This is a genomic window from Luteococcus sp. H91 (assembly GCF_038433135.1).
Classification (GTDB): Bacteria; Actinomycetota; Actinomycetes; order Propionibacteriales; family Propionibacteriaceae; genus Luteococcus.
On the sequence record NZ_JBCDMV010000019.1, the window covers coordinates 39,803 to 61,767 of the forward strand.

20 protein-coding genes and 2 tRNA genes are annotated in these 21,965 nt (G+C 67.5%); 16 read left to right on the forward strand and 6 right to left on the reverse strand.

The annotated features are described in order from the left end of the window. The first annotated feature begins 124 nt into the window (after positions 1–124). From AAEX57_RS10070 to AAEX57_RS10095, 6 genes are all read left to right on the forward strand, one after another. On the forward strand, positions 125–469 hold the full coding sequence (locus AAEX57_RS10070; RefSeq protein ID WP_342092440.1) for a DUF3618 domain-containing protein: 345 nt from the start codon (positions 125–127) through the stop codon (positions 467–469). Positions 470–814: 345 nt separating this feature from the next. Beyond that, complete coding sequence (locus AAEX57_RS10075; protein WP_342092441.1) at positions 815–2,128, forward strand: ABC transporter substrate-binding protein; 1,314 nt, start codon at positions 815–817, stop codon at positions 2,126–2,128. Between the two features lie 92 nt (positions 2,129–2,220). Beyond that, positions 2,221–3,300: a carbohydrate ABC transporter permease gene (locus AAEX57_RS10080; RefSeq protein WP_342092442.1), complete on the forward strand. Its 1,080-nt coding sequence runs from the start codon at positions 2,221–2,223 to the stop codon at positions 3,298–3,300. After that, positions 3,297–4,229, forward strand: coding sequence for a carbohydrate ABC transporter permease (locus AAEX57_RS10085; protein ID WP_342092443.1), 933 nt, complete (start codon positions 3,297–3,299; stop codon positions 4,227–4,229). The genes AAEX57_RS10080 and AAEX57_RS10085 overlap by 4 nt, the downstream gene beginning before the upstream one ends. Positions 4,230–4,322: 93 nt before the next feature. Next, positions 4,323–4,398, forward strand: a tRNA-Lys gene (locus AAEX57_RS10090). 169 nt (positions 4,399–4,567) lie between these two features. After that, positions 4,568–4,643 (forward strand) — tRNA-Lys (locus AAEX57_RS10095). 129 nt (positions 4,644–4,772) lie between these two features. Here the strand turns inward: AAEX57_RS10095 and AAEX57_RS10100 are convergent. After that, a complete protein-coding gene (locus AAEX57_RS10100) occupies positions 4,773–5,672 on the reverse strand; it encodes an aldo/keto reductase (protein WP_342092444.1) in 900 nt (299 codons plus the stop codon). A 102-nt stretch (positions 5,673–5,774) separates the two neighbouring features. Here AAEX57_RS10100 and AAEX57_RS10105 point away from each other — a divergent pair, with 102 nt between their 5' ends. Then, positions 5,775–7,250 (forward strand): D-glucuronyl C5-epimerase family protein, encoded by a 1,476-nt coding sequence (locus tag AAEX57_RS10105; RefSeq protein ID WP_342092445.1) that lies wholly within the window; start codon positions 5,775–5,777, stop codon positions 7,248–7,250. On the opposite strand, the gene AAEX57_RS10110 is transcribed toward AAEX57_RS10105, so the two are convergent. Together AAEX57_RS10110 and AAEX57_RS10115 are read right to left on the reverse strand one after the other, a co-directional pair. After that, positions 7,241–7,969, reverse strand: coding sequence for a type 1 glutamine amidotransferase (locus tag AAEX57_RS10110; RefSeq protein WP_342092446.1), 729 nt, complete (start codon positions 7,967–7,969; stop codon positions 7,241–7,243). The genes AAEX57_RS10105 and AAEX57_RS10110 overlap by 10 nt on opposite strands. Further along, positions 7,966–9,249 (reverse strand): MurT ligase domain-containing protein, encoded by a 1,284-nt coding sequence (locus tag AAEX57_RS10115; protein ID WP_342092447.1) that lies wholly within the window; start codon positions 9,247–9,249, stop codon positions 7,966–7,968. Before AAEX57_RS10115 ends, AAEX57_RS10110 begins: the two co-directional genes overlap by 4 nt. Before the next feature lie 304 nt (positions 9,250–9,553). On the opposite strand from AAEX57_RS10115, the gene AAEX57_RS10120 reads away from it, so the two are divergent. Further along, positions 9,554–10,870: a CitMHS family transporter gene (locus AAEX57_RS10120; RefSeq protein WP_342092448.1), complete on the forward strand. Its 1,317-nt coding sequence runs from the start codon at positions 9,554–9,556 to the stop codon at positions 10,868–10,870. 94 nt (positions 10,871–10,964) lie between these two features. Here AAEX57_RS10120 and AAEX57_RS10125 read toward each other — a convergent pair whose 3' ends face one another. From AAEX57_RS10125 to AAEX57_RS10135, 3 genes are read right to left on the reverse strand one after another with little or no spacing between them, the layout of a single operon-like run. Next, a complete protein-coding gene (locus AAEX57_RS10125) occupies positions 10,965–11,846 on the reverse strand; it encodes an NAD(P)-dependent oxidoreductase (RefSeq protein ID WP_342092452.1) in 882 nt (293 codons plus the stop codon). Further along, complete coding sequence (locus tag AAEX57_RS10130; RefSeq protein ID WP_342092453.1) at positions 11,843–13,222, reverse strand: four-carbon acid sugar kinase family protein; 1,380 nt, start codon at positions 13,220–13,222, stop codon at positions 11,843–11,845. The genes AAEX57_RS10125 and AAEX57_RS10130 overlap by 4 nt, the downstream gene beginning before the upstream one ends. A gap of 19 nt (positions 13,223–13,241) precedes the next feature. Next, positions 13,242–14,618 (reverse strand): GntT/GntP/DsdX family permease, encoded by a 1,377-nt coding sequence (locus tag AAEX57_RS10135; protein ID WP_342092454.1) that lies wholly within the window; start codon positions 14,616–14,618, stop codon positions 13,242–13,244. 165 nt (positions 14,619–14,783) lie between these two features. Between AAEX57_RS10135 and AAEX57_RS10140 the strand changes: the two genes are divergently transcribed. From AAEX57_RS10140 to AAEX57_RS10175, 8 genes are all read left to right on the forward strand, one after another. Then, a complete protein-coding gene (locus AAEX57_RS10140) occupies positions 14,784–15,482 on the forward strand; it encodes a FadR/GntR family transcriptional regulator (protein ID WP_342092455.1) in 699 nt (232 codons plus the stop codon). Between the two features lie 49 nt (positions 15,483–15,531). Next, positions 15,532–16,503 (forward strand): D-erythronate dehydrogenase, encoded by a 972-nt coding sequence (denD, locus tag AAEX57_RS10145; RefSeq protein WP_342092456.1) that lies wholly within the window; start codon positions 15,532–15,534, stop codon positions 16,501–16,503. Positions 16,504–16,565: 62 nt separating this feature from the next. After that, positions 16,566–17,039, forward strand: a complete 474-nt coding sequence (locus AAEX57_RS10150) for a cupin domain-containing protein (RefSeq protein ID WP_342092457.1) — start codon at positions 16,566–16,568, stop codon at positions 17,037–17,039. Positions 17,040–17,232: 193 nt separating this feature from the next. After that, positions 17,233–17,970: a succinate dehydrogenase cytochrome b subunit gene (locus tag AAEX57_RS10155; RefSeq protein WP_342092458.1), complete on the forward strand. Its 738-nt coding sequence runs from the start codon at positions 17,233–17,235 to the stop codon at positions 17,968–17,970. Beyond that, positions 17,967–19,919, forward strand: coding sequence for a fumarate reductase/succinate dehydrogenase flavoprotein subunit (locus AAEX57_RS10160; protein WP_342092459.1), 1,953 nt, complete (start codon positions 17,967–17,969; stop codon positions 19,917–19,919). Before AAEX57_RS10155 ends, AAEX57_RS10160 begins: the two co-directional genes overlap by 4 nt. Then, complete coding sequence (locus AAEX57_RS10165; protein WP_342092460.1) at positions 19,916–20,668, forward strand: succinate dehydrogenase/fumarate reductase iron-sulfur subunit; 753 nt, start codon at positions 19,916–19,918, stop codon at positions 20,666–20,668. The genes AAEX57_RS10160 and AAEX57_RS10165 overlap by 4 nt, the downstream gene beginning before the upstream one ends. Positions 20,669–20,731: 63 nt before the next feature. Then, on the forward strand, positions 20,732–20,983 hold the full coding sequence (locus AAEX57_RS10170; RefSeq protein ID WP_342092461.1) for a hypothetical protein: 252 nt from the start codon (positions 20,732–20,734) through the stop codon (positions 20,981–20,983). Further along, entirely contained in the window at positions 20,980–21,963 is a 984-nt protein-coding gene (locus AAEX57_RS10175; RefSeq protein WP_342092462.1) for a Clp protease N-terminal domain-containing protein, read from the forward strand. Before AAEX57_RS10170 ends, AAEX57_RS10175 begins: the two co-directional genes overlap by 4 nt. The last annotated feature ends 2 nt before the right edge of the window (positions 21,964–21,965 follow it).

Here is a 21,965-nt window from a genome sequence, read left to right on the forward strand (position 1 = left end):
CCACAGCGCACAGCAACCGACGGGTGGCACTGCGCACCGCACGTCGGGTGGGCATAGTCTGGGGGCGAACCTCGGGTCCGCCGCCATTGGGCCCGTCGCCCGAAGTGCCAGACAGGAGAAGCCCATGGCTGACAAGAAGACCGATCCCCGCTCTGCCCAGCAGATCAAGGCCGACATCGCCGCGGCTCGTGCCCGGATGAGCGCCAATGTGGAGGGCCTGGTCACCGAGGTGCACCCCAAGGCCGTCAAGCAGCGCACCGTCGACGATGCCAAGGCCTTCGTGATGAACGAGGTTGACTACGCCAAGAGCACCGCAAAGGGCGTCGTCAAGGACGAGGACGGCTGGCGCACCGACCGGATCACCATGGGCAGCGGTGCCGCCGCGGCCGCGCTGGTGGCCCTGCTGACCATGCGCGCCATCGTCCGCAAGGTCACCGGCAAGGGCAAGGGCAAGAACAAGCTGAAGTGAGCTGAACTCGCTCCCTGCAGGGGCACCGGCCGTCAACGGTGGGTGCCCCTGCGGCATGTCCGGGGGGAGTTCCGGCCAGCGACGATCGGTGCCGAGCATGATTACCGCATGGTCAGCATAGGCAGCGAAGGTCTGTCGATTTGAACCTGCCAATACAACTTGACTAGGTGTTATGTGGAGTTCGCTGCTGGTGAACCCTCTCGATGTCAAGGGGAATCTCCTCTGCTGTATAACAAATTCGTGGCAATCGCGTGATTGGCTAGGGGAGATGTGGGGCGAGCGGATACTCTTCTGCCGCAGTCCCCGTACTCCCGGGGGTTCACAAAGAAGTGAGGACTCACACCTATGTCAACCACCAAGAAGGCGCAGCGCATCGCCGTTGCCGGTCTCTCCCTCGCCGCCGTTCTGGCCACCGCCGCCTGTGGTGGCGGAGGAGATTCGAAGCCCGCCGAGACCGGCGCCGCTCTCAACTGGGACCAGAAGGGTCCGATCACCTTCGTCCAGGGCAAGGACAACAACAACCTGGTCCAGCCGCTTCTGGACCAGTGGAACAAGGAACACCCGAACGAAAAGGTCACCTTTGTGCAGCTCTCGGCCTCCGCCGATGAGCAGCGCCAGAAGATGGTGGACAATGCCAACACCAAGGGCGCGTCCAACTACGACGTGCTCTACCTGGACATCGTGTGGACCGCCGAGTTCGCTGCCAAGCAGTGGGTGCACGAGCTGCCCGCCGACATGTTCCCCACGGACGGCATGTTGAAGCCCGCCGTCGACGGCGCCACCTACTTCAACAAGCTCTACGCCTACCCGACCAGCTCGGACGGCGCCTTGCTCTACTACCGCAAGGATCTGCTGGACAAGGCCGGCATCAAGGAGGCCCCCAAGACCTGGGCCGACATGAAGGCCGCCTGCACCAAGGTCAAGGCCCTGCCCGAGGGCAAGGGATTGGACTGCTATGGCGGCCAGTTCCAGAAGTACGAGGGCATGACCTGCAATGTCACCGAGATCGTCAACTCCGCCGGCGGGGAGTTCCTGGACAAGGACGGCAAGCCGCAGGTGAACACCGAGGCCTCGCTGAAGGGTGTGCAGTGGTTGCAGGACTCCTTCAAGGACGGCACCATTCCCAAGGCCGCCACCACGTGGATGGAGGAGCCGTCGCGTGAAGCCTTCCAGCAGGGCAAGCTCGTCTTCCTGCGTCAGTGGCCCTACATCTACTCGCTGATGCAGAAGAGTGACAAGAGCTCGAAGGTGAACGACAAGTTCGGCGTCGCCCCGCTGCCCGGCATGGACGGCCCCGGCGTGTCCACCCTGGGTGGTCACAACCTGGCCATCTCCAAGACCGCCAAGAACCTGGGGACCGCCCGGGACTTCATCAAGTGGTACGGCGAGGAGGCCCAGCAGAAGACCGCGGCGCAGAAGGCCACCCTGGCCCCCACACGTGAGTCGCTGTACTCCGACGCCGAGTTGGTCAAGCAGCTGCCCTACCTGCCGGTGCTGAAGGAGTCGATCTCCACCGCGAAGCCCCGTCCTCAGGTGGTCGCGTACAACGACGCCACCAAGGCCATCCAGGACGCCACCGCCAATGTGATCGCGGGCAAGCCGGCCAAGGACAATTTCGACGGCCTGCAGACCAAGCTCACCGAGCTGACCAAGAAGTAACGCCCTGACAGCATTGCTGCTCGGCACGGACCGCACCTGGTGGTTCGTGCCGGGCAGCATGCCAACCGCTTGATTCCCAAAGGAGGGAAAAGATGGCAACCGCTGTCGAAACCACCAGGGCCTCCACCAAGAAGGTGAAGAAGAACGCCCTCAGCGACGGTCAGGGCACCCTTGCCTGGATCCTCGTCGCTCCCACCCTGGCCGTGATCCTGTTCGTGGTCGGCATCCCGATCGTGCTCAGCGTGATCGAGTCCTTCTACCGCACCAGCGATGGCATCGACCCGACCACCGGCATGGCCCAGTCGGGCACCAAGTTCGTCGGGCTGGACAACTACATCAGCGCCCTGACCAGCAATTCCGGCGCGGTCGACGGCGTCTTCGGCTCGATGGGCCGGTTGATGAATGCCTTCGTCAACAACATGTACTTCACCGTGATCTGCGTGGCGATCGAGACGGTGCTCGGCGTGGCGATGGCGCTGATCATGGCCCGGGCCTTCAAGGGAACCGGCCTGGTGCGCGCCGCCATCCTGATCCCCTGGGCCATCCCCACGATCGTCTCCGCCAAGCTGTGGTCCGTGATCTTCGACACCAGCGGCGTGATGAACAAGATCTTCGGCAAGCAGATCCTCTGGCTGGGTGACTCCGCGGCCTCGCAGTGGGCCGTGATCATGGCCGACGTGTGGAAGACCGCCCCCTTCATCGGCCTGCTCACCCTGGCCGGCCTGCAGACCATCCCGGCCGAGGTCTACGAGGCCGCCAAGGTGGACGGCGCCACCGCCTGGCAGCAGTTCACCCGGATCACCCTGCCGATGGTCAAGCCCGCGCTGGTGGTCGCCGTGCTCTTCCGTACCCTGGACACCATGCGCATGTTCGACCTGCCCTATGGCTTGATCGGGCCCAACAAGTACTCCGTCGAGACCCTGAGCATGTTCGCCTACCAGGAGGCCGTGAGCCAGCGCTACGGCCCGGCTGCCGCCTACTCGATCCTGCTCTTCCTGCTGATCTGTCTGGTCGCCTTCCTGTTCATCAAGTTCCTTGGTGCTGATGTCGTCGGTGACGACGAGTCCCGGGCCAGGAGCGATCAGCGCAAGCGGCTGCGCAAGCTGCACAAGCAGCAGGTGGCGCGCACCAAGGCCAACCAGACCATCACCAGTGGGGAGAGTGCGGTATGAGCACCATGAATCTCACGGTCCCCGAGGGCCAGGAACTGCTCACCAAGCGTGAGCTGGAGACGCTGAACAAGCCCAAGAAGTCCGGTGCCCAACTGGCCGGCGGCATTGCGTCGCTGTTGGGCATCGCCTTCATCATCATCTACTGCATCCTGCCCTTCCTCTGGATGGTGATCACCTCCCTGCGGCTGCCGACGATGGGTCTGAGCACGGACTTCATCCCCAACCCGGTCTCGGTGGAGAACTACCGGATCGCCTTCAACGAGAAGAACAACTTCCTCACCTCGCTGGGCAACTCGGTGCTGATCGCCACCGTCACCACGGCGCTGACGCTCTTCTTCGGCATCGTCGCGGCCTACGCCCTGGCGCGGCTGCGCTTCACGGGCAAGGCGCTGGTGCTGGCCATCATCATCGGCTGCTCGATGTTCCCGGCGATCACCATCCTGGTGCCGCTGCTGAAGATGTTCACCAACAACTACTCGTGGTTGCCGTTGAACTGGATGAACCAGTACCAGGCGGCGATCATCCCGTCGCTGTCCTTCGGTCTGCCGCTGTGCGTGTGGAACCTGACGGCCTTCTTCCGGCAGCTGCCCGTCGAGCTGGAGCAGGCGGCCATGGTGGACGGTTGCACGCCCACCACGGCCTTCCGCAAGATCATCCTGCCGCTGGCCGCGCCCGGTATCTTCACCACCGTCATCCTGACCTTCATCGCGGTCTGGAATGAGTACATGTTCGCCATGACCTTCCTGGCTGACAAGGACAAGATGACCGCCCCGGTGGCTCTGGCGGGCTTCCAGGGCGACGCCGCCTACAACATCCCCTACGGCGCGATCATGGCTGCGGGCGTTGTGGTGACCGTGCCGCTGCTCGCCATGGTGCTGGTCTTCCAGCGCCGGATCGTGGCCGGCCTGACCGCAGGTGGCGTGAAGTAGTCGCCGACCCGACCTGTCGGGGGCGCTGGGCTGTGGCCCGGCGCCCCCGATTTGTACGATCAACGCCATCGCGCGTATAGTTGGCCAACGCGCGCACCGCTAGCTCAACTGGCAGAGCAGCTGACTCTTAATCAGCGGGTTCAGGGTTCGAGTCCCTGGCGGTGTACCACCAGAAAGGCCCCGATCAGTCATGATCGGGGCCTTTCGCTGTGTTCGGCGGCCCCTCCACAAAGCTCGGGGATCCTGGTCACGTCGTGCTGAGGCAAGCGCGATGGCCGAGCCTGTCGAGGCCTCGATTTGCGCCGTGGTTCCCGCAGGCGTAATGTTCCTTCTCGCGCGCACCGCTAGCTCAACTGGCAGAGCAGCTGACTCTTAATCAGCGGGTTCAGGGTTCGAGTCCCTGGCGGTGTACCAACCAGAAAGGCCCCGATCAGTCATGATCGGGGCCTTTCGCTGTGTTCGGCGGCCCCTCCACAAGCTCGGGGATCGTGGTCACTTTGTGTGCGGACGCAAGGACGGTGGCCGAGCCTGTCGAGGCCGGCCTCAGCGGTGCGGCTGCTCGTCGTGGACGCAGGGGGAGGCATCCAGCAGGGCCACTTCCTCGTCGCTGAGCACCAGCTCAACGGCCTTCGCGGAGTCGGTGATGGACTCCGGGCGGCTGGCGCCGGGGATCGGGATCAGCCGGTCGTACTTTGCCAGCCCCCAGGCCAGCACCACCTGCTGCGGGCTGACCCCGTGCGCACGCGCCACCTCGCCGAAGGCATGGAAGCGGTTGCCCACATTCGTCGCGCCGCCGGCGCAACCACCCAAGGGGCTCCACGGCAGGAAGGCGATCTGGTTCTCCTGGCACACGGTCAGCGTGTCGGTGGAGCAGCGGAAGCTGGGGGAGAACTCGTTCTGGACGCTGACCAGGCCGTCGGAGCCCAGCACATCGCGCGCGATCTCGATCTCCTCGACATTCGCATTGCTGATGCCGACGGCCTTGATCAGGCCCTGCCGCTTGAACTCCGCGAAGGTCTCCACCACCTCGCCGTAGACCTGCCAACGGTCCGGGCGGTGCCACTGGTACAGATCGATGCACTCCACCTCCAGCGCGCGCAGGGAGGCCTCCAGGGCCTTGCGGAGATAGTCCTTGGAACCGTCGCGGCCCCAGGTCTCACCCTCGCCGCGGGTGATGCCACCCTTGGTGGCCACCACCAGCTCGTCGCGATTGGCGACGCCGCGCAGCGCGGTGGCCAACACGCGTTCGTTGTGACCCATCTGGTCCCAACTGGGGGCGTAGATGTCGGCGGTGTCGAAGAAGGTGATGCCGGCGTCCAGAGCGGCGTGCACGGTGGCGTTGGCCTGCTCCTGGCTGGGCTGGGGGCTGCGCGCCATGGAGAGCGGCATGCAGCCCATCCCGATGGCGCTGACGGTGAAGGGTCCAAGCTGTCGAGTCTTCATGCGTTGACGCTAGCTCACGTCGCCCGGAGTGATCGCAACGCCGTGTTTGCGACGTCCTCGATCGGGAAACGTCGTGATGGGCGAATGACCTAGACTTTGGCCATGTCCTTTTCACGCCGCGCGACACTGGGGCTGATGGCGGGTCTGCCGGCGGGCCTCGCGCTGGCTCCCGTCCCCGCGCTGGCCGCCCCCAAACCCACCGACGATGGCCTGATCGACGTCACCAGCTTTGATCGCTCGGTCAAGCTGCTGCAGCCACAGATCTCCGCGGCCGCCGCCCAGGTGCCCCTGCCACTCCCGGACGCCCCCGCGGGCTCCACCGTCGGGCCGGACGGCGTGCTGCAGTACAAGGCGCCCGACGGCAAGTACTACCACCACCCGCTGATGATCGCGAAGTACATCATCAGCCAGGTGCGCCGTTTCCGGGAGACGGGGGATCCCGAACGTCTGCGGATCGCCCGACGGCATGCCGACGCGCTGGTGAACAGCTTCGTCTGGGTGGGGGATGCGGCCTTCCTGCCCTACAAACACACCTGGTACGTGATTGGCCGCACCTTTCCTCCGCGGTGGTACTCCGGCATGACGCAGGGGGTGGCGGTGAGCGCGATGTCCATGCTGGGCAGCGTTCCCGGCTGCGAGGAATACCTACGGCATGCGGAATCCCTGTTCCGTTCCTACCTGGTGAAGTACGTCAATGACCGGACGCCCTGGGTGAGCGTGGTGGATGAGCGCGGTTTCCTGTGGCTGGATGAATACCCCTTGCCCCACCACCAGCCGTCGAAGGTCTACAACGGGCACTGCTATGCGGCCACCGGCCTGGTCGGGTACCTGCGGGTGCTCGGGACATCCCGTCCGGATCTCACCCCGCTGGTCAAGGCGGTGGTGGAGGGCGCACTCAGCACCGCCTTCGCCTACCGCAACAACTGTCGGCTGCCGGGAACGGCATCCAGTTATGTGGTCAACGCCCGCCAGCCCCACCGCAACTACCATCCGATTCACGTCGAGCTGATGGACACCCTCTACCACCTGACTGGACGGGGCGGCTTCGCCCTCACCCTGGACGGGATGGTCAACGACTTCACCGACACCCAGAGCGGCGGGCCGGTGATGATCGAAGCCGGCACCCACCAGCTCTACAAGTTCAAGAGCGAGGGGCTGGTCACCGCGACTCGGACCTTCGTCACCGGCCGGGCCACGGGTGCCACCGCTTCCCACCGGGTGAAGTTCATGCGCGGCTTCGGGGCCAGCGGAAACTGGTTCCAGCTCACCAATGGTGCGCTGGCCGGCTGGTACATCCGGGAGGTGCCCGACGCCTCCTATCTGCGAGGGCTGGGCGTCGATGCGCACGTCTGGCGAAAGCCCCGCAGCGTCCAGGTCAAGGCGCGGGTTGCCTTGGTGGCCACCGCCTTCGACGCCAACGGTCGGGTGACCGCGCAGCGCAGCAAGCGGCTGCTCCGCGGCGCGAGGTTCACCTCCGACCGCCGGGCCTGCATCCAGGGGCGCCAGATGATCCACGTGACCGACGGTCCCTTCGCCGGCGTGTGGCTGTACGAGTGCCCGGCGGTGCGCTACATCTGACGGACGTGCTCGATCCGCTGGCGGCGCAGCTCGTCCAGCTCCGGCATCGGCAGCGGATCCAGCTCCCGGCCGAGCGCGAGTTCCAGCAGGTGGTCGGCCAGCTCCGGATTGCGGGGCAGCAGCGGGCCGTGCGGGTAGGTGGCGTAGATCCACCCCTTGCCAAGTTGCTGCACGGCGCCCTCGATGCCGGTGCCGTCATTGCCCACGCCCACCTCAACGGTGGCCAGCGGCGTGGCCTTCGGGCCCAGGGTGGTGTGCCCGCCGTGGTTCTCGAAGCCGGTGATCAGGCTCTCGGTGCCGTCGGGCCTGGTCCAGCGGTGCAGCACCTCGCCGACTGCGCGCACCTCGGCCCGACGGGTGTCGACGTCGAGCATGCCCAGGCCGTCCACCACCTCGTCGCGGTCACCGACGGTGAGGGTGTTGCCGCAGATCTGGAAGCCGGCGCAGACGGCCAGCAGCACGCCGCCATTCTCCACGCCGCGGCGCAGCCCGTCGTCGGCCTGCAGGGCGCGCAGCGCGCTGATCTGCGCCATGTCCTCCCCGCCGCCCAGGAAGTACAGGTCGGCGTCGTCGGGCATCGGTTCGCCGGGCTCGACGGTGACCACCTCGGCGTCGATGCCGCGCAGCTGCAGCCGCTTGGCAGCCACCTTGGCATTGCCCTGGTCGCCATAGATGCCCAGCAGGCTCTGGTAGACGACGACGATCTTGACGGGGTTCATGCGAGGCCTCCGAGCTTGCGCAGCTTCTGGAACGGGGTGTAGGTGCTGACCACGTCCAGCACGCCGTCGATCCGTTGGCTGCTGATCGCGGTCATCAGGTCGTGCTCGATGGTGTGCTCCACGTCGCCATAGGTCAGGCGAACGGCCAGGTCATGGGCGCGGGGGCCGGTGCAGACCACCCGGCGGCCCTGCAGCTGCTCGAAGTCGACATCCCACAGCCAGCTGACGTCACGACCGTCGGCGGCGATCGCGTCGATGGCCAACACCACCGGATCGGTGGAGACCAGCGCCAGGCTCTCCGCCCAGCCGGCCGGGTTCTTGGCCAGCAGGAGGCGGGCCTGGACGTCGCCGAAGGTGCCGACGGCGAATCGGCCGGCGGGGGAGGTGACCGTGGTCATGCCCCTCAACGCGATCTCGGGCTCGACGCCCATCACCCGGGCCGCGGCCAGGGCGCAGGCGGCGTTGGCGCGGTTGAAGCGGCCGGGCACATTCAGCTCCAGCTGCCAGACGGTGCCGTCGCGCTCGATCACCTGCTCACCGTCAACCCGGTAGTCGGGCTCGGGCTGGGCCAGCTCACAGTCGGTGCAGGCCCACGAGCCGCCGCCGACGATCTGGCCGTCCTTGCGGGCCAGCACCGATCCGCAGGCGGGGCACAGCGCGGCATCCTGCGTCCAGCCGGCGCCGGTGTCGATCCAGATGGCCCGGTGGGCGGGCTGGGCGGACCAGACCACCAGCGGGTCATTGGCATTGGCCACCACCACGGGGCCCTGCTCGCCGGCCGCCTCCAGCGCGACCCGCCAAGCCCGGCCCAGCGACTTGATCTCGAAATTGCGGTCCATCTGGTCCCGGCTGAAGTTCAGCATCACCAGCACCTCGGGGCGGCCCAGCCGGATCACGTCGGGCACCACCCGCTCGTCGGTCTCCAGGCAGGCGATGGTGGACTGGGGAGCCTCACCCAGCGCCGACGCGATGCCGGCGTGCAGGTTGGCACCGTCGGCATTGGTCACCACCGTGCGATCACTGTCGGGCAGCGACGCGCGGATGGCGGCGGTCAGCAGGTGGGTGGAGGTGGTCTTGCCGTTGGTGCCGGTGACCACGGCAATGCGCCGGTTGGCCAACAACTTGCCCAGGGCGTCGGGATCGATCCGGGTGAGCACCTGGCCCCGGATCGAGGCACCCGAGCCCTTTCCGGTGAGGCGGGAGGCGAGGGCCGCGGCGCGTCCGGCAACAAGAGCTGCCCGAAGACGCGCGTCCGACAAGGCAAAGGGCGAACGTGGCATGGCCACCATTGTGGCACTAGTGGCGCAGGCGCCTCTGGCAGTGGTGGTCGTGTCGCCCCTGACCACGGCTGGAGGCTCCGGTGGCCCAACCCTGCGAGGGTTGCACAGCGGGCACCCGGATCACGCCTGTTGAGGCGGACCGCCGGTGGCCGCGGATGCTTCGCCGGCACTGTTGCGCAACCCTCGCAGGGTCGTGGCCCGCAAGTCGTTGCTGGGATGGCTTCCCACGGCTACCTACCGTGTGGTTGGGTATGCCTCGGTCGTGGAATCACCCCTGACATCCACCCACGTCAAAGGAGACAGCATGCTCGCAATCTGGGGCTATCTGATCGTCGCGCTCTTCATGGCGCTGATCATGACCAAGAAGACCACCCCCTTCGCCGCCCTGATCCTCGTCCCCCTGGTGATCGGCCTGCTGGCGGGGCTGGGTAGCAAGGTGGGCCCCTTCGGCCTGGCCGGCATCAAGGGCGTCGCGCCCACCGTCGTGATGCTGCTGTTCGCCATCCTCTACTTCGGGCTGATGATCACCGCCGGGCTCTTCGACCCGCTGGTGCGCTTCATCCTGCGGATCGTCAAGGGCGACCCGCTGAAGGTGCTGGTGGGCACGGCGATCCTGGCCGCGGTGGTCAGCGTCGACGGTGACGGCTCCACCACGACGATGATCGTCTGCTCCGCCATGATCCCGGTCTACAAGCGACTGGGAATGAAGATGATGGACCTTGCGGTGATCGTGATCCTGGCCAATTCCGTGATGAACCTGCTGCCCTGGGGAGGCCCGACCGCGCGGATCATCGCCGCCCTGCACCTGGAGGAGGGAGCGCTGCTGCGGCGCATCCTGCCGGGCATGTTCCTGGCGATCGCGTGGGTGATCTGCGTCGCCTGGATCCGGGGTGTGCAGGAACGCAAGCGGCTGGGCATCCGGGAGCTGGACGACGAGGACATCGCCGCGATGGATGCCACCATGACCGACGAGGATGACGCCCTGCAGCGGCCACGGATGCTCTGGCCCAACTTCCTCCTCACCATGGTGTTGATGCTGATGCTGGTCTTCGGCGGCATGTATGGGCTGCCGAAGATCCCCGCGGCCGTGCTCTTCGAGATCGGCTTCGCCGTCGCGCTCGTGCTGAACTACCGCAGCGTGAAGGACCAGCAGGCCATCATCAACATCCACGGCGCCAATGCCCTGCAGGTGATCACGATGGTGCTGGCGGCGGGCATCTTCATGGGCATCCTCAACGAGTCCGGAATGAGCCAGGCGATCGGTGAATCCCTGGCGCGCTGGGTTCCGTCGTCGCTGGGCGGGCAGTGGCCGTTGGTCACCGCGATCGTCTCCGCGCCCGGCACCTTCCTGCTCAGCAACGACGCCTTCTATCTGGGCGTGTTGCCGATCCTGGCCCAGACCGGCGAGCAGTACGGCTTCAGCGCCATGGACATCGGCGTCGCGTCGACGGTGGGACAGGCCTTCCACCTGCTCAGCCCGTTGGTGGGCTTCATCTACCTGCTGCTCAACCTGACGGGAGTGGACATGGGGGCCTGGCAGCGGCAGGCGGGCAAGTGGGCCTGCGGCACCTTCCTGATCTTCCTGATCAGCATGTACGTCTTCGGCGGGGTGCCGCTCTGAGACGGGCCGGGGCCGCACCCACCGCGAGGATTTCTCCTTGCACGGCGGGTGCGGCCCCGGGCCCTGGCCCCGATCGGCTGCGTCGACCAGACGGTCAGTCCTGATTGCCCCGCAACAACTGCACGACGACGGAGTCGTCCTTGCGGCCCAGCCCCTGTCGGCGTCCGCGCAGGTAGAGCTGCTCGGCGGTGACGGCCAGCGGAACCTCCTGCGCCACCTCACGGGCAGCCTGGGAGACAATGCCCATGTCCTTGACGAAGATGTCCAGGGCGGAACGGACCTCGTCATGATCACCGTCCACCATCCGCTGGCCACGATCGCCGAACATGAATGATGCCGCCGCCCCGGCGCCCAGCACCTCATGCACCTGCTTGACGTCCAGACCCATCGAGTCGGCCAGGGCCAGGGCCTCGCCGGCCACCGCGATGTGCACTCCGCACAGCAGCTGGTTGACCACCTTGAAACGCTGACCATCGCCGGGAATGTCCCCGACGCTGGGCGCACTGGAGGCCAGGGCATCCAGCACGGGACGGGCCCGCTCCACGTCGGCCGGGGCTCCGGAGACCATCATCAGCAGGTCTCCCTTGCCGGCTCGAACCACCCCGCCGGAGACCGGTGCATCCACCAGATGCGTGGTGATCGGGGCGAGTTGGTCGCGCACCTGCTCGATGGCCGATGGGCCGACGGTGGCCATCACCATCACCACCGTGTCCTGCCCCAACACCTTGGCGATGCCCCCGTCACCGAACAGGACCGACTCCAGCTGGGGTCCTGTAGCCACCATGATCGCCACCATGTCCTTGCCCTGGGCCGCTTCGCGGGCACTGCTCGCGCCGGCGACGCTGGGTGCCACCCGGCCCATAGCGTCCGGCCCGAGGTCGAAGGCGGTCACCTCGAAGCCCGTCTTCGCCGCCACGAGCGCCATCGGCGCGCCCATGGCGCCGAGCCCAATCCACCCAATCGTCCGGATGCTCATTTCTCGCTCCTGCTCTGTCGTGTTGCCTCGACGAGACGCTCGACGGCGTCGGCGAGGGCCTCGTCACCTCCCACATTCCCGGGGAAGACCACATAGGGCATCCCGATCGTCTCCGCCGGGGCCTGCAGCGCCGTGAACAGTGAGACCTGCCCGGGAAAGAACTGCCCCTTGACTTCGGCGTGACTGATGCCCAACCCCTGCGCCGCCACCTCGTGCGAGGTGATCCCGCCCTTGGCCACCACCCAGGCCGGGTGGACGCTGGCCACCGATGCCACCAGTTGCACCACGGCATCGGAGACCTGACGGGCGATCTGCAGGGACTCGTCCTTGCTGTCCGTGCGTACCAGGTCACGGCTGGTGTACACGACGCAATCAGACTCGGACAGCTGCGTGCGCAGGGCAGCACCGACCTCCTCCAGGTGCTGCTGGCGGGTGGCCGGATCCAGCAGGCGGGGAACCTCCAGCTCGAACTCCGCCAGGTTACCGCGTCGCTGGACCGCGGTGAGCTGGCGGGTGGTCAGCCCGACGTGCGATCCGACGACCACCAGTCCGTGGCTGGCGCGGTGGCTGTCGATGGTGATGTCGCTCGCAGTCAGGACGGTTGCCCCGCGCTGGCCTGACAGGGGACGGACGAAGGAAGGGCCACAGCGGGTGATGAAGCTCCTGCCCTGGGCCTCGCGTCGGGCCAGTGCCGCGGTGACCACTTCCATGTCGGCATAGTCGGTGGCATTGACCACCACCCACTGTCGCCCGCTCACCCCGGCGAGGATCTGCTCCACCCGCTCGACCCCGCCCTGGCGGATGTCCTCGAGCCCGATGCTGGCCACCTCGTCGGCCCGAACCCGGCCCTCCGAGCGTTCCTCCAGGAAGTTGCGCAGGTTGGATTCCGTGTAACCGAAGGTGGCGTCCTTGGCGAAGTCGGTCTCGGCCGCTTGCAGCGGCTGCCCCTGCACCATCGCATAGTGCACGTCATCCTTGGTGAAGCGACCGGCCTCGATCATGGCCGGGCAGAACAGGAAGCCGTCCACCTCCACGCCGTGTTCGGCGAGGACGTCGGCCAGGGCACTCGGCTCGGCCAGCACATGCCCGCGCAACGTCGAGTCCGAGCGGGACACCACATGCAGCCCCTCGGTGGCCAACCCCGCTCCCAGCACGCCGGACAGGATGCGTCGGTTCTTGGCCACCGCCTCGGCCTCCGGCAGGGCTCGGGTGTTCATCAGCACGAAGCAGGTGGCGCCGGGATTGCGCAGGACTTCAGCCGGGATGGCCGGGTCCTCCTGGAAGGCGACATCCACCCCCGCTACGCACTGCGACCCGGTGGGATCGTCGTCCAGCACCAGCAGCCGACGCGTGGTGCCCATGGATGATGCAGTCATTTCATGCCTTCCTGATCGTTCATGACAGAGCCCCGACCAACGGCCACATCAGGCCGACGACGGCCAGTCCGACGATCGAGGTGAGGGTGGTGGCGACGGTGTAGGACTTCAGGGCGGCGGCGGTTTCCACCTGGTAATAGCGGCTCCAGACCCAGAAGAGGGAGTCGTTGACGTGGGACAGGGCCATGGACCCGACGCCAATGGCGATCGTCACCACGGCGATCTGCATGGCGGACAGCCCCATGCTGGCGGCGAGTGGGGCGATCAGGGGAGCGGTGGTGATCGTCGCCACCGTCGCGGAACCCTGGGCTGCGCGGATCAGGGCAGCCATCAGCCAGGCCAGCAGGATGATCGGCAGACCGGATCCGGAGAGCACGTCGGCGACGGCCTTGGCGACGCCGGTCTTGGTCAGCACGTGACCGAAGGTGCCGCCGGCACCGGTGATCAGGATGACGGCAGCCGTGGCGGGCAGCGCGGCGCTGCAGACGTCCTCGATCCGGGCGGCGCCCCAGCCGCGGCGCACGCCGAGGAAGAAGATGGCGAGCAGCACGCCGATCAGCAGGGCGGCGGGGCTGGCGCCCACCAGGGCGAAGAAGGACCTGACGGGATTGCCCGCCGGCAGTATCAGTGCCGTGACTGTCTGCGACATGATCAACAACAGCGGGATCACGATCATGGCCAGCACCAGGGCGAAGCTCGGTTCGTTCTCACTGGAGTCGATCTGGTCCTGCCCGCCCACACCGGCCAGCGCACTGCCCTCGTCGGGAACGGGGGAGAAGACCTTGCGGACCAGATAGCCGCTGAGCACCTGGCTGAACAGCCACATCACCACGGCGGGGATCATTCCCAGCAGGAGGACCAGGCCGACGTCGGCATTCATCAGCTCGGAGCCGCCGACGATGCCCGGGTGCGGTGGCAGGACGACGTGGACGGTGAGCAGCGCCATCACGGTGGGCAGGGCGTAGGTGAGCATGTTGACCCGGCCGGGCAGCTTGCGGGCCACGGCGAGCACGATCGGCACGAGCACGATCGTGGCGACGTCGACGAAGACCGGGATGCCGAAGATGAAGGCCGACGCGCCCAGTGCCCAGGGGGCACGCTTCTCTCCGAAGGAGCGCAGCAGGGCCTTGGCGAGCACCTCGGCACCGCCGGAGATCTCGATGATCTTGCCCAGCATGGCGCCCAGCGTGACGATCAGGGCGACGGAGCCCAAGGTCTTGCCCATGCCCTCCTGCAAGGTCGGGATGACGGCGGACATGGGCATGCCGGCCACGAGGGCCAGCCCGATCGAGACGACGATCATGGCGATGAAGGGATGGGCCTTGGCCTTGATGATCAGCGCCAGGATGGCGCAGACCGCGGCCAGACCAAGCAGGACCAGCATTGTTGGAGACATGGAAACCCTTTGGACGACGTTGTTCTCTGGGGCGCAAGCCGCGCACATCAGCGGCGGACTTGTCTGATATCTGACAAGCTAGGGTTGAATGACCACAATGTCAACGGGTCGAGTGTCACGCGACGGGACCTGGGGCGAGGGTGGCCCGAGGGGTCAGGAGGCGGCATGAAAGCGGCAGAACGCGCCAAGCACGCGGTGCTGGAGGCGCTCGCGACAGGCGAATTCCCGGTGGGGGAAGAACTCCCGGCGGAGGCCAGGCTGGCGGAGCGCTTCGGCGTGTCTCGGCTGACGATCCGCGAGACGATTGGTTCCCTGGCCGCCAGCGGGGTGCTGGAGGTGCAGCAGGGGCGGCGAAACCGGATCGCCCCGGTGAGCCGGTGGTCGGTGCTGGACCCCGAGATCGTCGCGGTTCACGCCCGGCTGGAGGGCGACACCAGCATCCTGGTCCAGGACCTGATGGAGTCCCGACGGGTGCTCGAGGTGGGAATGACTCGGCTGGCCGCGCTCCGGATCACCGACGAGGAACTGTCCGCATTGGACGAGCAGATTCAGCTGATGCGCGACAATCTCGACTCCGCGGACGCCGTCAAGGCCTCGGCACTGGCTGACATCCGCTTTCACGAGATCATCCTGGAGGCCGCCCACAACCGCTTCCTGATCGAGGCCTTCCGCACCCTGGCGCAGATGCTGCTGCGGGTTCGGCTGGAGACCTCGAGGACCCGGCAGGTGCGGCTCGATGCGCTCGGCTGGCACCAGCAGATCCTGGCCGCCCTGCGGACCCATGACGAGGAGGCGGCTGCCCGGGCCATGGCGGCTCATCTGGACCAGACGGTGGCCGCCGCCCAGCGGATCAGCCTTGTCTGATCCTTCCCCGGTGCTCAACCGAGTACCGACCAAACCGATGGAGGAATCAATGAGGATCGTCATCACGGGTGGAGCAGGCTTCCTGGGCAGCATGGTCACGCGGGCCCTGCTGGAGGCCATGGATGCCGGGACCGCGCCCTTGGGTGCGCGCGAACTCGTCTCGGTGGATCTGGCACCGTCGCCCGTCGCAGACTCCCGGGTCCATTCCGTTGTCGGCAATCTCGCCGACCCGGCCAGTCTGGCCGAATCCCTGGGCGAGGACACGGTGGGAGTCTTCCACCTGGCCGCGGTGCTCTCCGGCGGTTCCGAGCAGGACTTCGACCTGGCGATGGCGGTCAATGTCGACGCCACCCGGGCCCTGCTGGAACGGCTGCGGGCGCTACGGGCCAGCACCGGGCGTCCGGTTCGGCTGGTCTTCACGAGTTCACTGGCGGTCTTCGGGGGAGCCATGCCCGAGGTCGTGCCGGAGCAGTGGGCCGAACAGCCCGACTCCACCTACGGTGCCCTCAAGGCCGTGGGCGAACTGCTGGTGAACGAATACTCCCGCAAGGGCTTCCTCGACGGACGGATCTGCCGGCTGCCCACCATCTCGGTGCGCCCGGGCAAGCCGAATTCCGCGGCCTCATCCTTTGCCAGCGGGATCCTGCGCGAACCGCTCAACGGCATCCCCACCGAATGCCCCGTGCCCCGCCAGACGCGGATGTGGCTCTCCTCGCCACGCACCGCCGTGGCCAACCTGCTGAAGGCGATGGACCTGCCCGCCGAGGAAATGTCGTCGTGGCGGGGGATGAACATCCCGGGGATCTGCGTCACGGTCCAGCAGATGCTCGATTCCTTGGAGCGCGTCGGCGGCGCCGAGGCCCGCGCGCTGGTGCGCGATGTGCCCGACCAGCGGGTGATCGACATCGTCTGCTCCTGGCCCGGTGACTTCGACGTGGAACGCATGCTCGGGATGGGGTTCGTGCGCGACGAGGACTTCGATGAGGTGGTTCGACAGTACGTCGCAGATCATCTCTCCTGAGGGACTCCGAGCGCCTGGGATGCCGACGTGCAACATCGGCGACGGTGAGTACGCTCATGGTCATGGCTATCACTGACAATGGACCCAACCCGAACGTCTTCGACATCGAGACCGAGACCAAGGCCAACCAGAACTACCGCACGGTGGCCTGGAGCGGGAAGTACCTGCAGGTGACACTGATGAGCATCCCCGTCGGTTCCGACATCGGCCTGGAGGTACACCCGGAGACCGACCAGTTCCTGCGGCTGGATGCAGGCAAGGGCCTGGTGCAGATGGGCCCGGCCGAGGACCAGCTGGACTTCGAGCAGGAGGTCACCGACGGGTGGAGCGTGCAGGTTCCCGCGGGGGTCTGGCACAACATCACCAATACCGGCGACGAACCGATGCAGGTCTACGCCATCTACGCCCCGGTGCACCACGCCGCCGGCGTCGTGCACCCGACCTTCGAGGACTCGGATCGCGAGGAAGAGGCGGGCAATGACGAGCCGCCAGCCTGGAGCGTGCAGCCCGGCGGGAAGGCCGACCAGAAGGTCTGAGCCCTCATCCAACCTCCACCGGCTCGGTCCCCGGGCCGGTGGAAGGGCGCTGCCGCGGGGTGGATCCAGTACCCGTTGAGAGTGGACTGACCACCCCGCTGGCCGACGCCAGATCACCCGGCGTTATGGTGGAGCCAAGCTTGGCCGGGGATCCTCGGTTGGCCCCCGGCTCAATGACGAGCAGGGAGCCCGAATGGCCATCCAACAAGCACCAACAGCCTCCGTCGCCCGCGGCGCCGGGCACAACGAAGGCATCTCCAATGCCACCGCCAAGGTGGTGATGGCGCTCACCGGGGTGGTCTTCAGCCTGTTCGTGCTGGTGCACATGATCGGCAACCTCAAGATCTACACCGGGCCGGAACACTTCAACGGTTACGCCCACTGGCTGCGCACCGCCTTCGGGCCGGTGCTGCCGCACGAGGGGTTGCTGTGGATCCTGCGCCTCGCCCTGCTCGCCTGCCTGCTGGCGCACCTATGGTGTGGCTGGCTGGTGCGCAGCCGCGCCCGACGGGCCCGGGGCGGGATTCGTCGCAAGGGGATGGGGCTGAACCGTTGGGCCGCCCAGTCGATGCCGTGGACCGGCGTGATCCTGCTCGGCTTCCTGGTCTTCCACATCCTTGACCTGACCACCGGCACGGCACCCGTCGCCACCGACAGCTTCCAGGGCCCCACCGCGGCGGCCAGCTTCGCCTACGCCAATGTGATCGCCTCCTTCAGCCGCTGGCCGGTGGCGTTGGTCTATGGCCTGACCATGCTGGCGCTGTGCGCGCACCTGGCGCACGGCCTGCTCAGCGTCGTGCTGGATCTTGGTGTGACGCCCGGGCCCAAGGCCGTGAAGAGCATCAGCGCCGTCGCACTGGCCGTCGGCCTGATCGTGGCGCTGGGCAACCTGACCATTCCCGTCGCCGTCCTGAGTGGAGTAGTGAAATGAGTCTGCAGATTCCGCACGCACCCACCCCGTTGGATGGCCGGGTGCCCGAGGGCGATCCGGCAACCGCGTGGCATCGCGCCAAGCTGGGTTTCAAGCAGGTCAGTCCACTGAACCGGCGCAAGTTCACCGTCGTCGTGGTGGGCACCGGGCTGGCCGGTGCCTCCTGTGCCGCGGCGCTCGGTGAGCTGGGCTACAAGGTGGTCTCCTACACCTTCCACGACGCCGCCCGACGGGCGCACTCCGTCGCCGCCCAGGGTGGGATCAATGCCGCTCGCGGTCGCAAGGTGGACGGCGACTCGCTGGACCGCTTCGTCAAGGACACCGTCAAGGGTGGCGACTTCCGCGCCCGGGAGGCCGATGTCTTCCGGCTGGCCGAGGAGTCCGTGCGGGTGATCGACCACATGGATGCCATCGGGGCGCCCTTCGCCCGCGAGTACGGCGGCCAGCTGCGCACCCGCTCCTTCGGTGGTGTGCAGGTCAGCCGCACCTACTACACCCGCGGGCAGACCGGGCAGCAGCTGCAGGTGGCCGCCGCTCGCGCGCTGCAGCGACAGGTGGCGGCCGGCACGGTGGATCTACGGACCCATCGCGAGGTGCTGGATCTGGTGGTCACCGACGGCCGGGTGCGGGGCGTGGTGGCCCGGGATCTGCGCACCGGCGCCATCGAGACCCAGGCCGCACACGCCGTCGTGCTGGCCACCGGCGGCTACGGCAAGGCCTTCTTCCACTCCACCCTGGCGCACAATTCCAATGTCAGCGCCGCTTGGCGGGCCCACCGTCGGGGGGCGCTGTTCGCGTCGCCGTCGTTCATCCAGTTCCACCCGACCGCGCTGCCGGTCAGCTCGCAGTGGCAGTCCAAGACGACGCTGATGAGCGAGAGCCTGCGCAACGACGGCCGGATCTGGGTGCCGGCCAGGCCGGGTGACGACCGGCCGGCCCATGAGATTCCCGAAGGCCAGCGCGACTACTACCTGGAGCGCAAGTACCCGGCCTACGGCAACCTGGCGCCGCGCGACATCTCGTCGCGGGCCGCGCGGGAGCAGATCGAGGCCGGACACGGCGTCGGGCCGCTCAGCAACAGCGTCTACCTGGATTTCCGCGACGCGATCGCCCGGCTGGGCAAGCAGACCATCGCGGAGCGCTACGGCAACCTCTTCCGGATGTACCACGACGCCACCGGTGAGGATCCCTACACCCAGCCGATGCGGATCGCACCCGGCGCGCACTTCGCGATGGGTGGGCTGTGGAGCGACTACCGGATGCAGACCTCGGTCGAGGGGCTCTTCGTCGGCGGCGAGGCCGGTTGGGGCTACCACGGCGCCAACCGGCTGGGCGCCAACTCGCTGCTCAGTGCCTGCGTCGACGGGATGTTCACCCTGCCGTACACCATCCCGGACTTCCTGGCCGAGCACCTCAACGAGCCGCTGCTGGCCGACGACGACCCGGCCGTGACCGCCACCGTCACCGACGCCACCGGACGGCTCGAGCGGCTGCTGGGCATTGGTGGGACGCGCGGTGCGGACCGCTTCCACCGTGAACTGGGGGAGATCCTCTATCGCGGCTGCGGCGTGGCGCGCAGCGCCGAGGGCCTGACCACGGCGATCCGGGAGATCCGTGAGCTGCGCGACGAGTTCTGGCGCGACCTGCGCATTCCCGGCACTGGAAGCCAGCTCAACCAGGAACTGGAACGAGCCGGTCGGGTGGCCGACTACCTGGAGCTGGCCGAACTGATGTGCATCGACGCGCTGGATCGCGACGAGTCCTGCGGCGCGCACTTCCGCATCGAACATGAACGCGAGGGCGAGGCGGTGCGCGACGACGACAACTGGTGCTTCGTCTCCGCCTGGCAACACGTCCCCGGCGACGACGTCCACCCCGGCCTGCCGGTGCGCCACAGCGAACCGCTGGCCTTCACCGCCGTCAAACTGCAGACGAGGAATTACCAATGAGAATCACGCTGAAGGTCTGGCGGCAGGCCGCCGCCGACGCGCCGGGCAACTTCGTCAGCTACACCGTGGACGATGGGACGCCGGAGATGTCCATGCCGGAACTGCTGGACCGGCTCAACGACCAACTGGTGGAGGCAGGCGAGGAGCCCGTCGCCTTCGAGAGCGACTGCCGGGAGGGGATCTGCGGGTGCTGCGGCATCACCGTCGACGACCGGCCACACGGCCCGGTGCCCAACACCCCCACTTGCCAGCAGCACCTGCGCAACTTCTCCGACGGTGATGAGATCACCCTGGAACCCTTCCGCTCGGCCGCCTTCCCGGTGGTGAAGGACCTTGTGGTGGACCGGTCGGCGCTGGACGTGGTGGTGCGTGGCGGCGGCTTCGTCAGCGTCGACACCGGCACGGCGCCCGACGCGGAGAGCCGCCCGATCGGCTTCCGGGAGGCGGAGCAGGCGCTGGACTTCGCCGCCTGCATCGGCTGCGGGGCGTGCGTCGCGGCCTGCCCGAACGGTGCTGCGCACCTGTTCAGCGGGGCCCTGCTGACCCACTTCGCGACATTGCCGCAGGGCAAGCCGGAACGGGGCAAGCGCGCCCGGGGCGTGGTGGCGGCGGTGGAGCAGAACTTTGGCCCGTGCTCCACCTACGGCGAGTGCGTCGAGGTCTGCCCGGCCGGGATCCCACTGTCCGCCGTCGCGGCGGTGAACAAGGAGATGGTGCGCGCCGCCTGGCGTCGTGGCCGCGACGACTGATTCGGTCAGGATCTGAGCAACCAAGGTTGACAGGTCTCGATGCTGTCAACTAAGGTTGACCGCATGGATGAGATGGACGTCGCGCGCAGCGCCAGCGACACCTCTGACCCCCGCCGAGGGCTCAGGGCGGTCGCGACGCTGCGTCGCCTCACCGACGAGTTGGAACTGCGTCAGGTGGAGTCCGCGTTGGCTGCCGGCATGGGATGGCCGGAGATTGCCGCCGCGCTGGGGGTCACCCGGCAGGCCGTCCACAAGAAGTTCGCCAAGCGGGTCGACCCGGCCCTGCTCAGGAATCACCGACAGGAGCCACGATGAAACTCTTTGCCCGAGCCCGTGCGCATGCCCCGAACGACTTCGCGACCATGATGGCCGCCGGTCGGGAGGCCGAACTGGCCGGTCGCGGCATCGCCAGCCTGGATGACCTGCTGGTCGCGTTGCTGGTGACCGGTGGGCCCGCCGCCCGGGTGCTGGCCGCCCATGGGGCCACCCTGCCGAGCCTGCGATCGGCGACGCGGGAACGGGACGCGGATGACCTGGCCAGCATCGGCGTCGACTCGTCCAGGGTGACGCAGCCGTCCCGCCGCAGTCTGCGGGACGCCTGGACCTCCAAGCGCACCGTCGAGCTCGATCCGGTGGTGCAGGAACTGCTCAAGGACGCGCCGTCGGAGCGGGAACTGCTCACCGCCGTCCTGCAGCACCCGACTGGTGGGCCGGCGGAGGCGCTGTGCCGAGCATGCGTCGACGTGGATGCCGTGCTGGCCCACGAGCCCTGGCCCAGCGAACCGACGCTGGGAAAGGCGAAGCCGGTGCCCGGGTTGCTGGACGGCACCCGGGAGTCCACCAGCCAGCTGCTGCGTTTCGTGCCGGTTCCCTTCGAGCGGGTGGCCGACGTGATCACCGATCCCGCGCTGGTGGCGCAGTGGATCGCGGGCCCAACCGCCGTTGCCGTGGCTGACGACGTGATTAGGGTGGACATCAGCCGCGGCCCGAAGACCGCGGTCTTCGAGATGCGCCGCTCACGCCTGGAGCGGACCGCGGACCGGGCGACGGTGGTCTGGCAGCAGTTCTGGATCGAGCCGGAACAGACCGATCCCCGTGGCTACTACCTCCAGCTGACCGCGACGGCCGCCGACGGTGGCACTGACCTGCGCAAGCTGCAGGGGGTCAACGGTCGGGGCCCGCTCGCCGCACCGGCCCGGCTGTTCAGTCGCCTGATGGCCCAGGCGTCGTCGCACACGCTGGTCCAGGCGCTGGTGGAGGTGGCGAGCGCCGAACCCACCGAGACGGGGGAGTGAGG

Coding starts and splice junctions, on each gene's coding strand:
- AAEX57_RS10070 (WP_342092440.1), top strand. CDS start 125: ATGGCTGACAAGAAGACCGATCCCCGCTCTGCCCAGCAGATCAAGGCC.
- AAEX57_RS10075 (WP_342092441.1), top strand. CDS start 815: ATGTCAACCACCAAGAAGGCGCAGCGCATCGCCGTTGCCGGTCTCTCC.
- AAEX57_RS10080 (WP_342092442.1), top strand. CDS start 2,221: ATGGCAACCGCTGTCGAAACCACCAGGGCCTCCACCAAGAAGGTGAAG.
- AAEX57_RS10085 (WP_342092443.1), top strand. CDS start 3,297: ATGAGCACCATGAATCTCACGGTCCCCGAGGGCCAGGAACTGCTCACC.
- AAEX57_RS10100 (WP_342092444.1), bottom strand. CDS start 5,672: ATGAAGACTCGACAGCTTGGACCCTTCACCGTCAGCGCCATCGGGATG.
- AAEX57_RS10105 (WP_342092445.1), top strand. CDS start 5,775: ATGTCCTTTTCACGCCGCGCGACACTGGGGCTGATGGCGGGTCTGCCG.
- AAEX57_RS10110 (WP_342092446.1), bottom strand. CDS start 7,969: ATGAACCCCGTCAAGATCGTCGTCGTCTACCAGAGCCTGCTGGGCATC.
- AAEX57_RS10115 (WP_342092447.1), bottom strand. CDS start 9,249: ATGCCACGTTCGCCCTTTGCCTTGTCGGACGCGCGTCTTCGGGCAGCT.
- AAEX57_RS10120 (WP_342092448.1), top strand. CDS start 9,554: ATGCTCGCAATCTGGGGCTATCTGATCGTCGCGCTCTTCATGGCGCTG.
- AAEX57_RS10125 (WP_342092452.1), bottom strand. CDS start 11,846: ATGAGCATCCGGACGATTGGGTGGATTGGGCTCGGCGCCATGGGCGCG.
- AAEX57_RS10130 (WP_342092453.1), bottom strand. CDS start 13,222: ATGACTGCATCATCCATGGGCACCACGCGTCGGCTGCTGGTGCTGGAC.
- AAEX57_RS10135 (WP_342092454.1), bottom strand. CDS start 14,618: ATGTCTCCAACAATGCTGGTCCTGCTTGGTCTGGCCGCGGTCTGCGCC.
- AAEX57_RS10140 (WP_342092455.1), top strand. CDS start 14,784: ATGAAAGCGGCAGAACGCGCCAAGCACGCGGTGCTGGAGGCGCTCGCG.
- denD (WP_342092456.1), top strand. CDS start 15,532: ATGAGGATCGTCATCACGGGTGGAGCAGGCTTCCTGGGCAGCATGGTC.
- AAEX57_RS10150 (WP_342092457.1), top strand. CDS start 16,566: ATGGCTATCACTGACAATGGACCCAACCCGAACGTCTTCGACATCGAG.
- AAEX57_RS10155 (WP_342092458.1), top strand. CDS start 17,233: ATGGCCATCCAACAAGCACCAACAGCCTCCGTCGCCCGCGGCGCCGGG.
- AAEX57_RS10160 (WP_342092459.1), top strand. CDS start 17,967: ATGAGTCTGCAGATTCCGCACGCACCCACCCCGTTGGATGGCCGGGTG.
- AAEX57_RS10165 (WP_342092460.1), top strand. CDS start 19,916: ATGAGAATCACGCTGAAGGTCTGGCGGCAGGCCGCCGCCGACGCGCCG.
- AAEX57_RS10170 (WP_342092461.1), top strand. CDS start 20,732: ATGGATGAGATGGACGTCGCGCGCAGCGCCAGCGACACCTCTGACCCC.
- AAEX57_RS10175 (WP_342092462.1), top strand. CDS start 20,980: ATGAAACTCTTTGCCCGAGCCCGTGCGCATGCCCCGAACGACTTCGCG.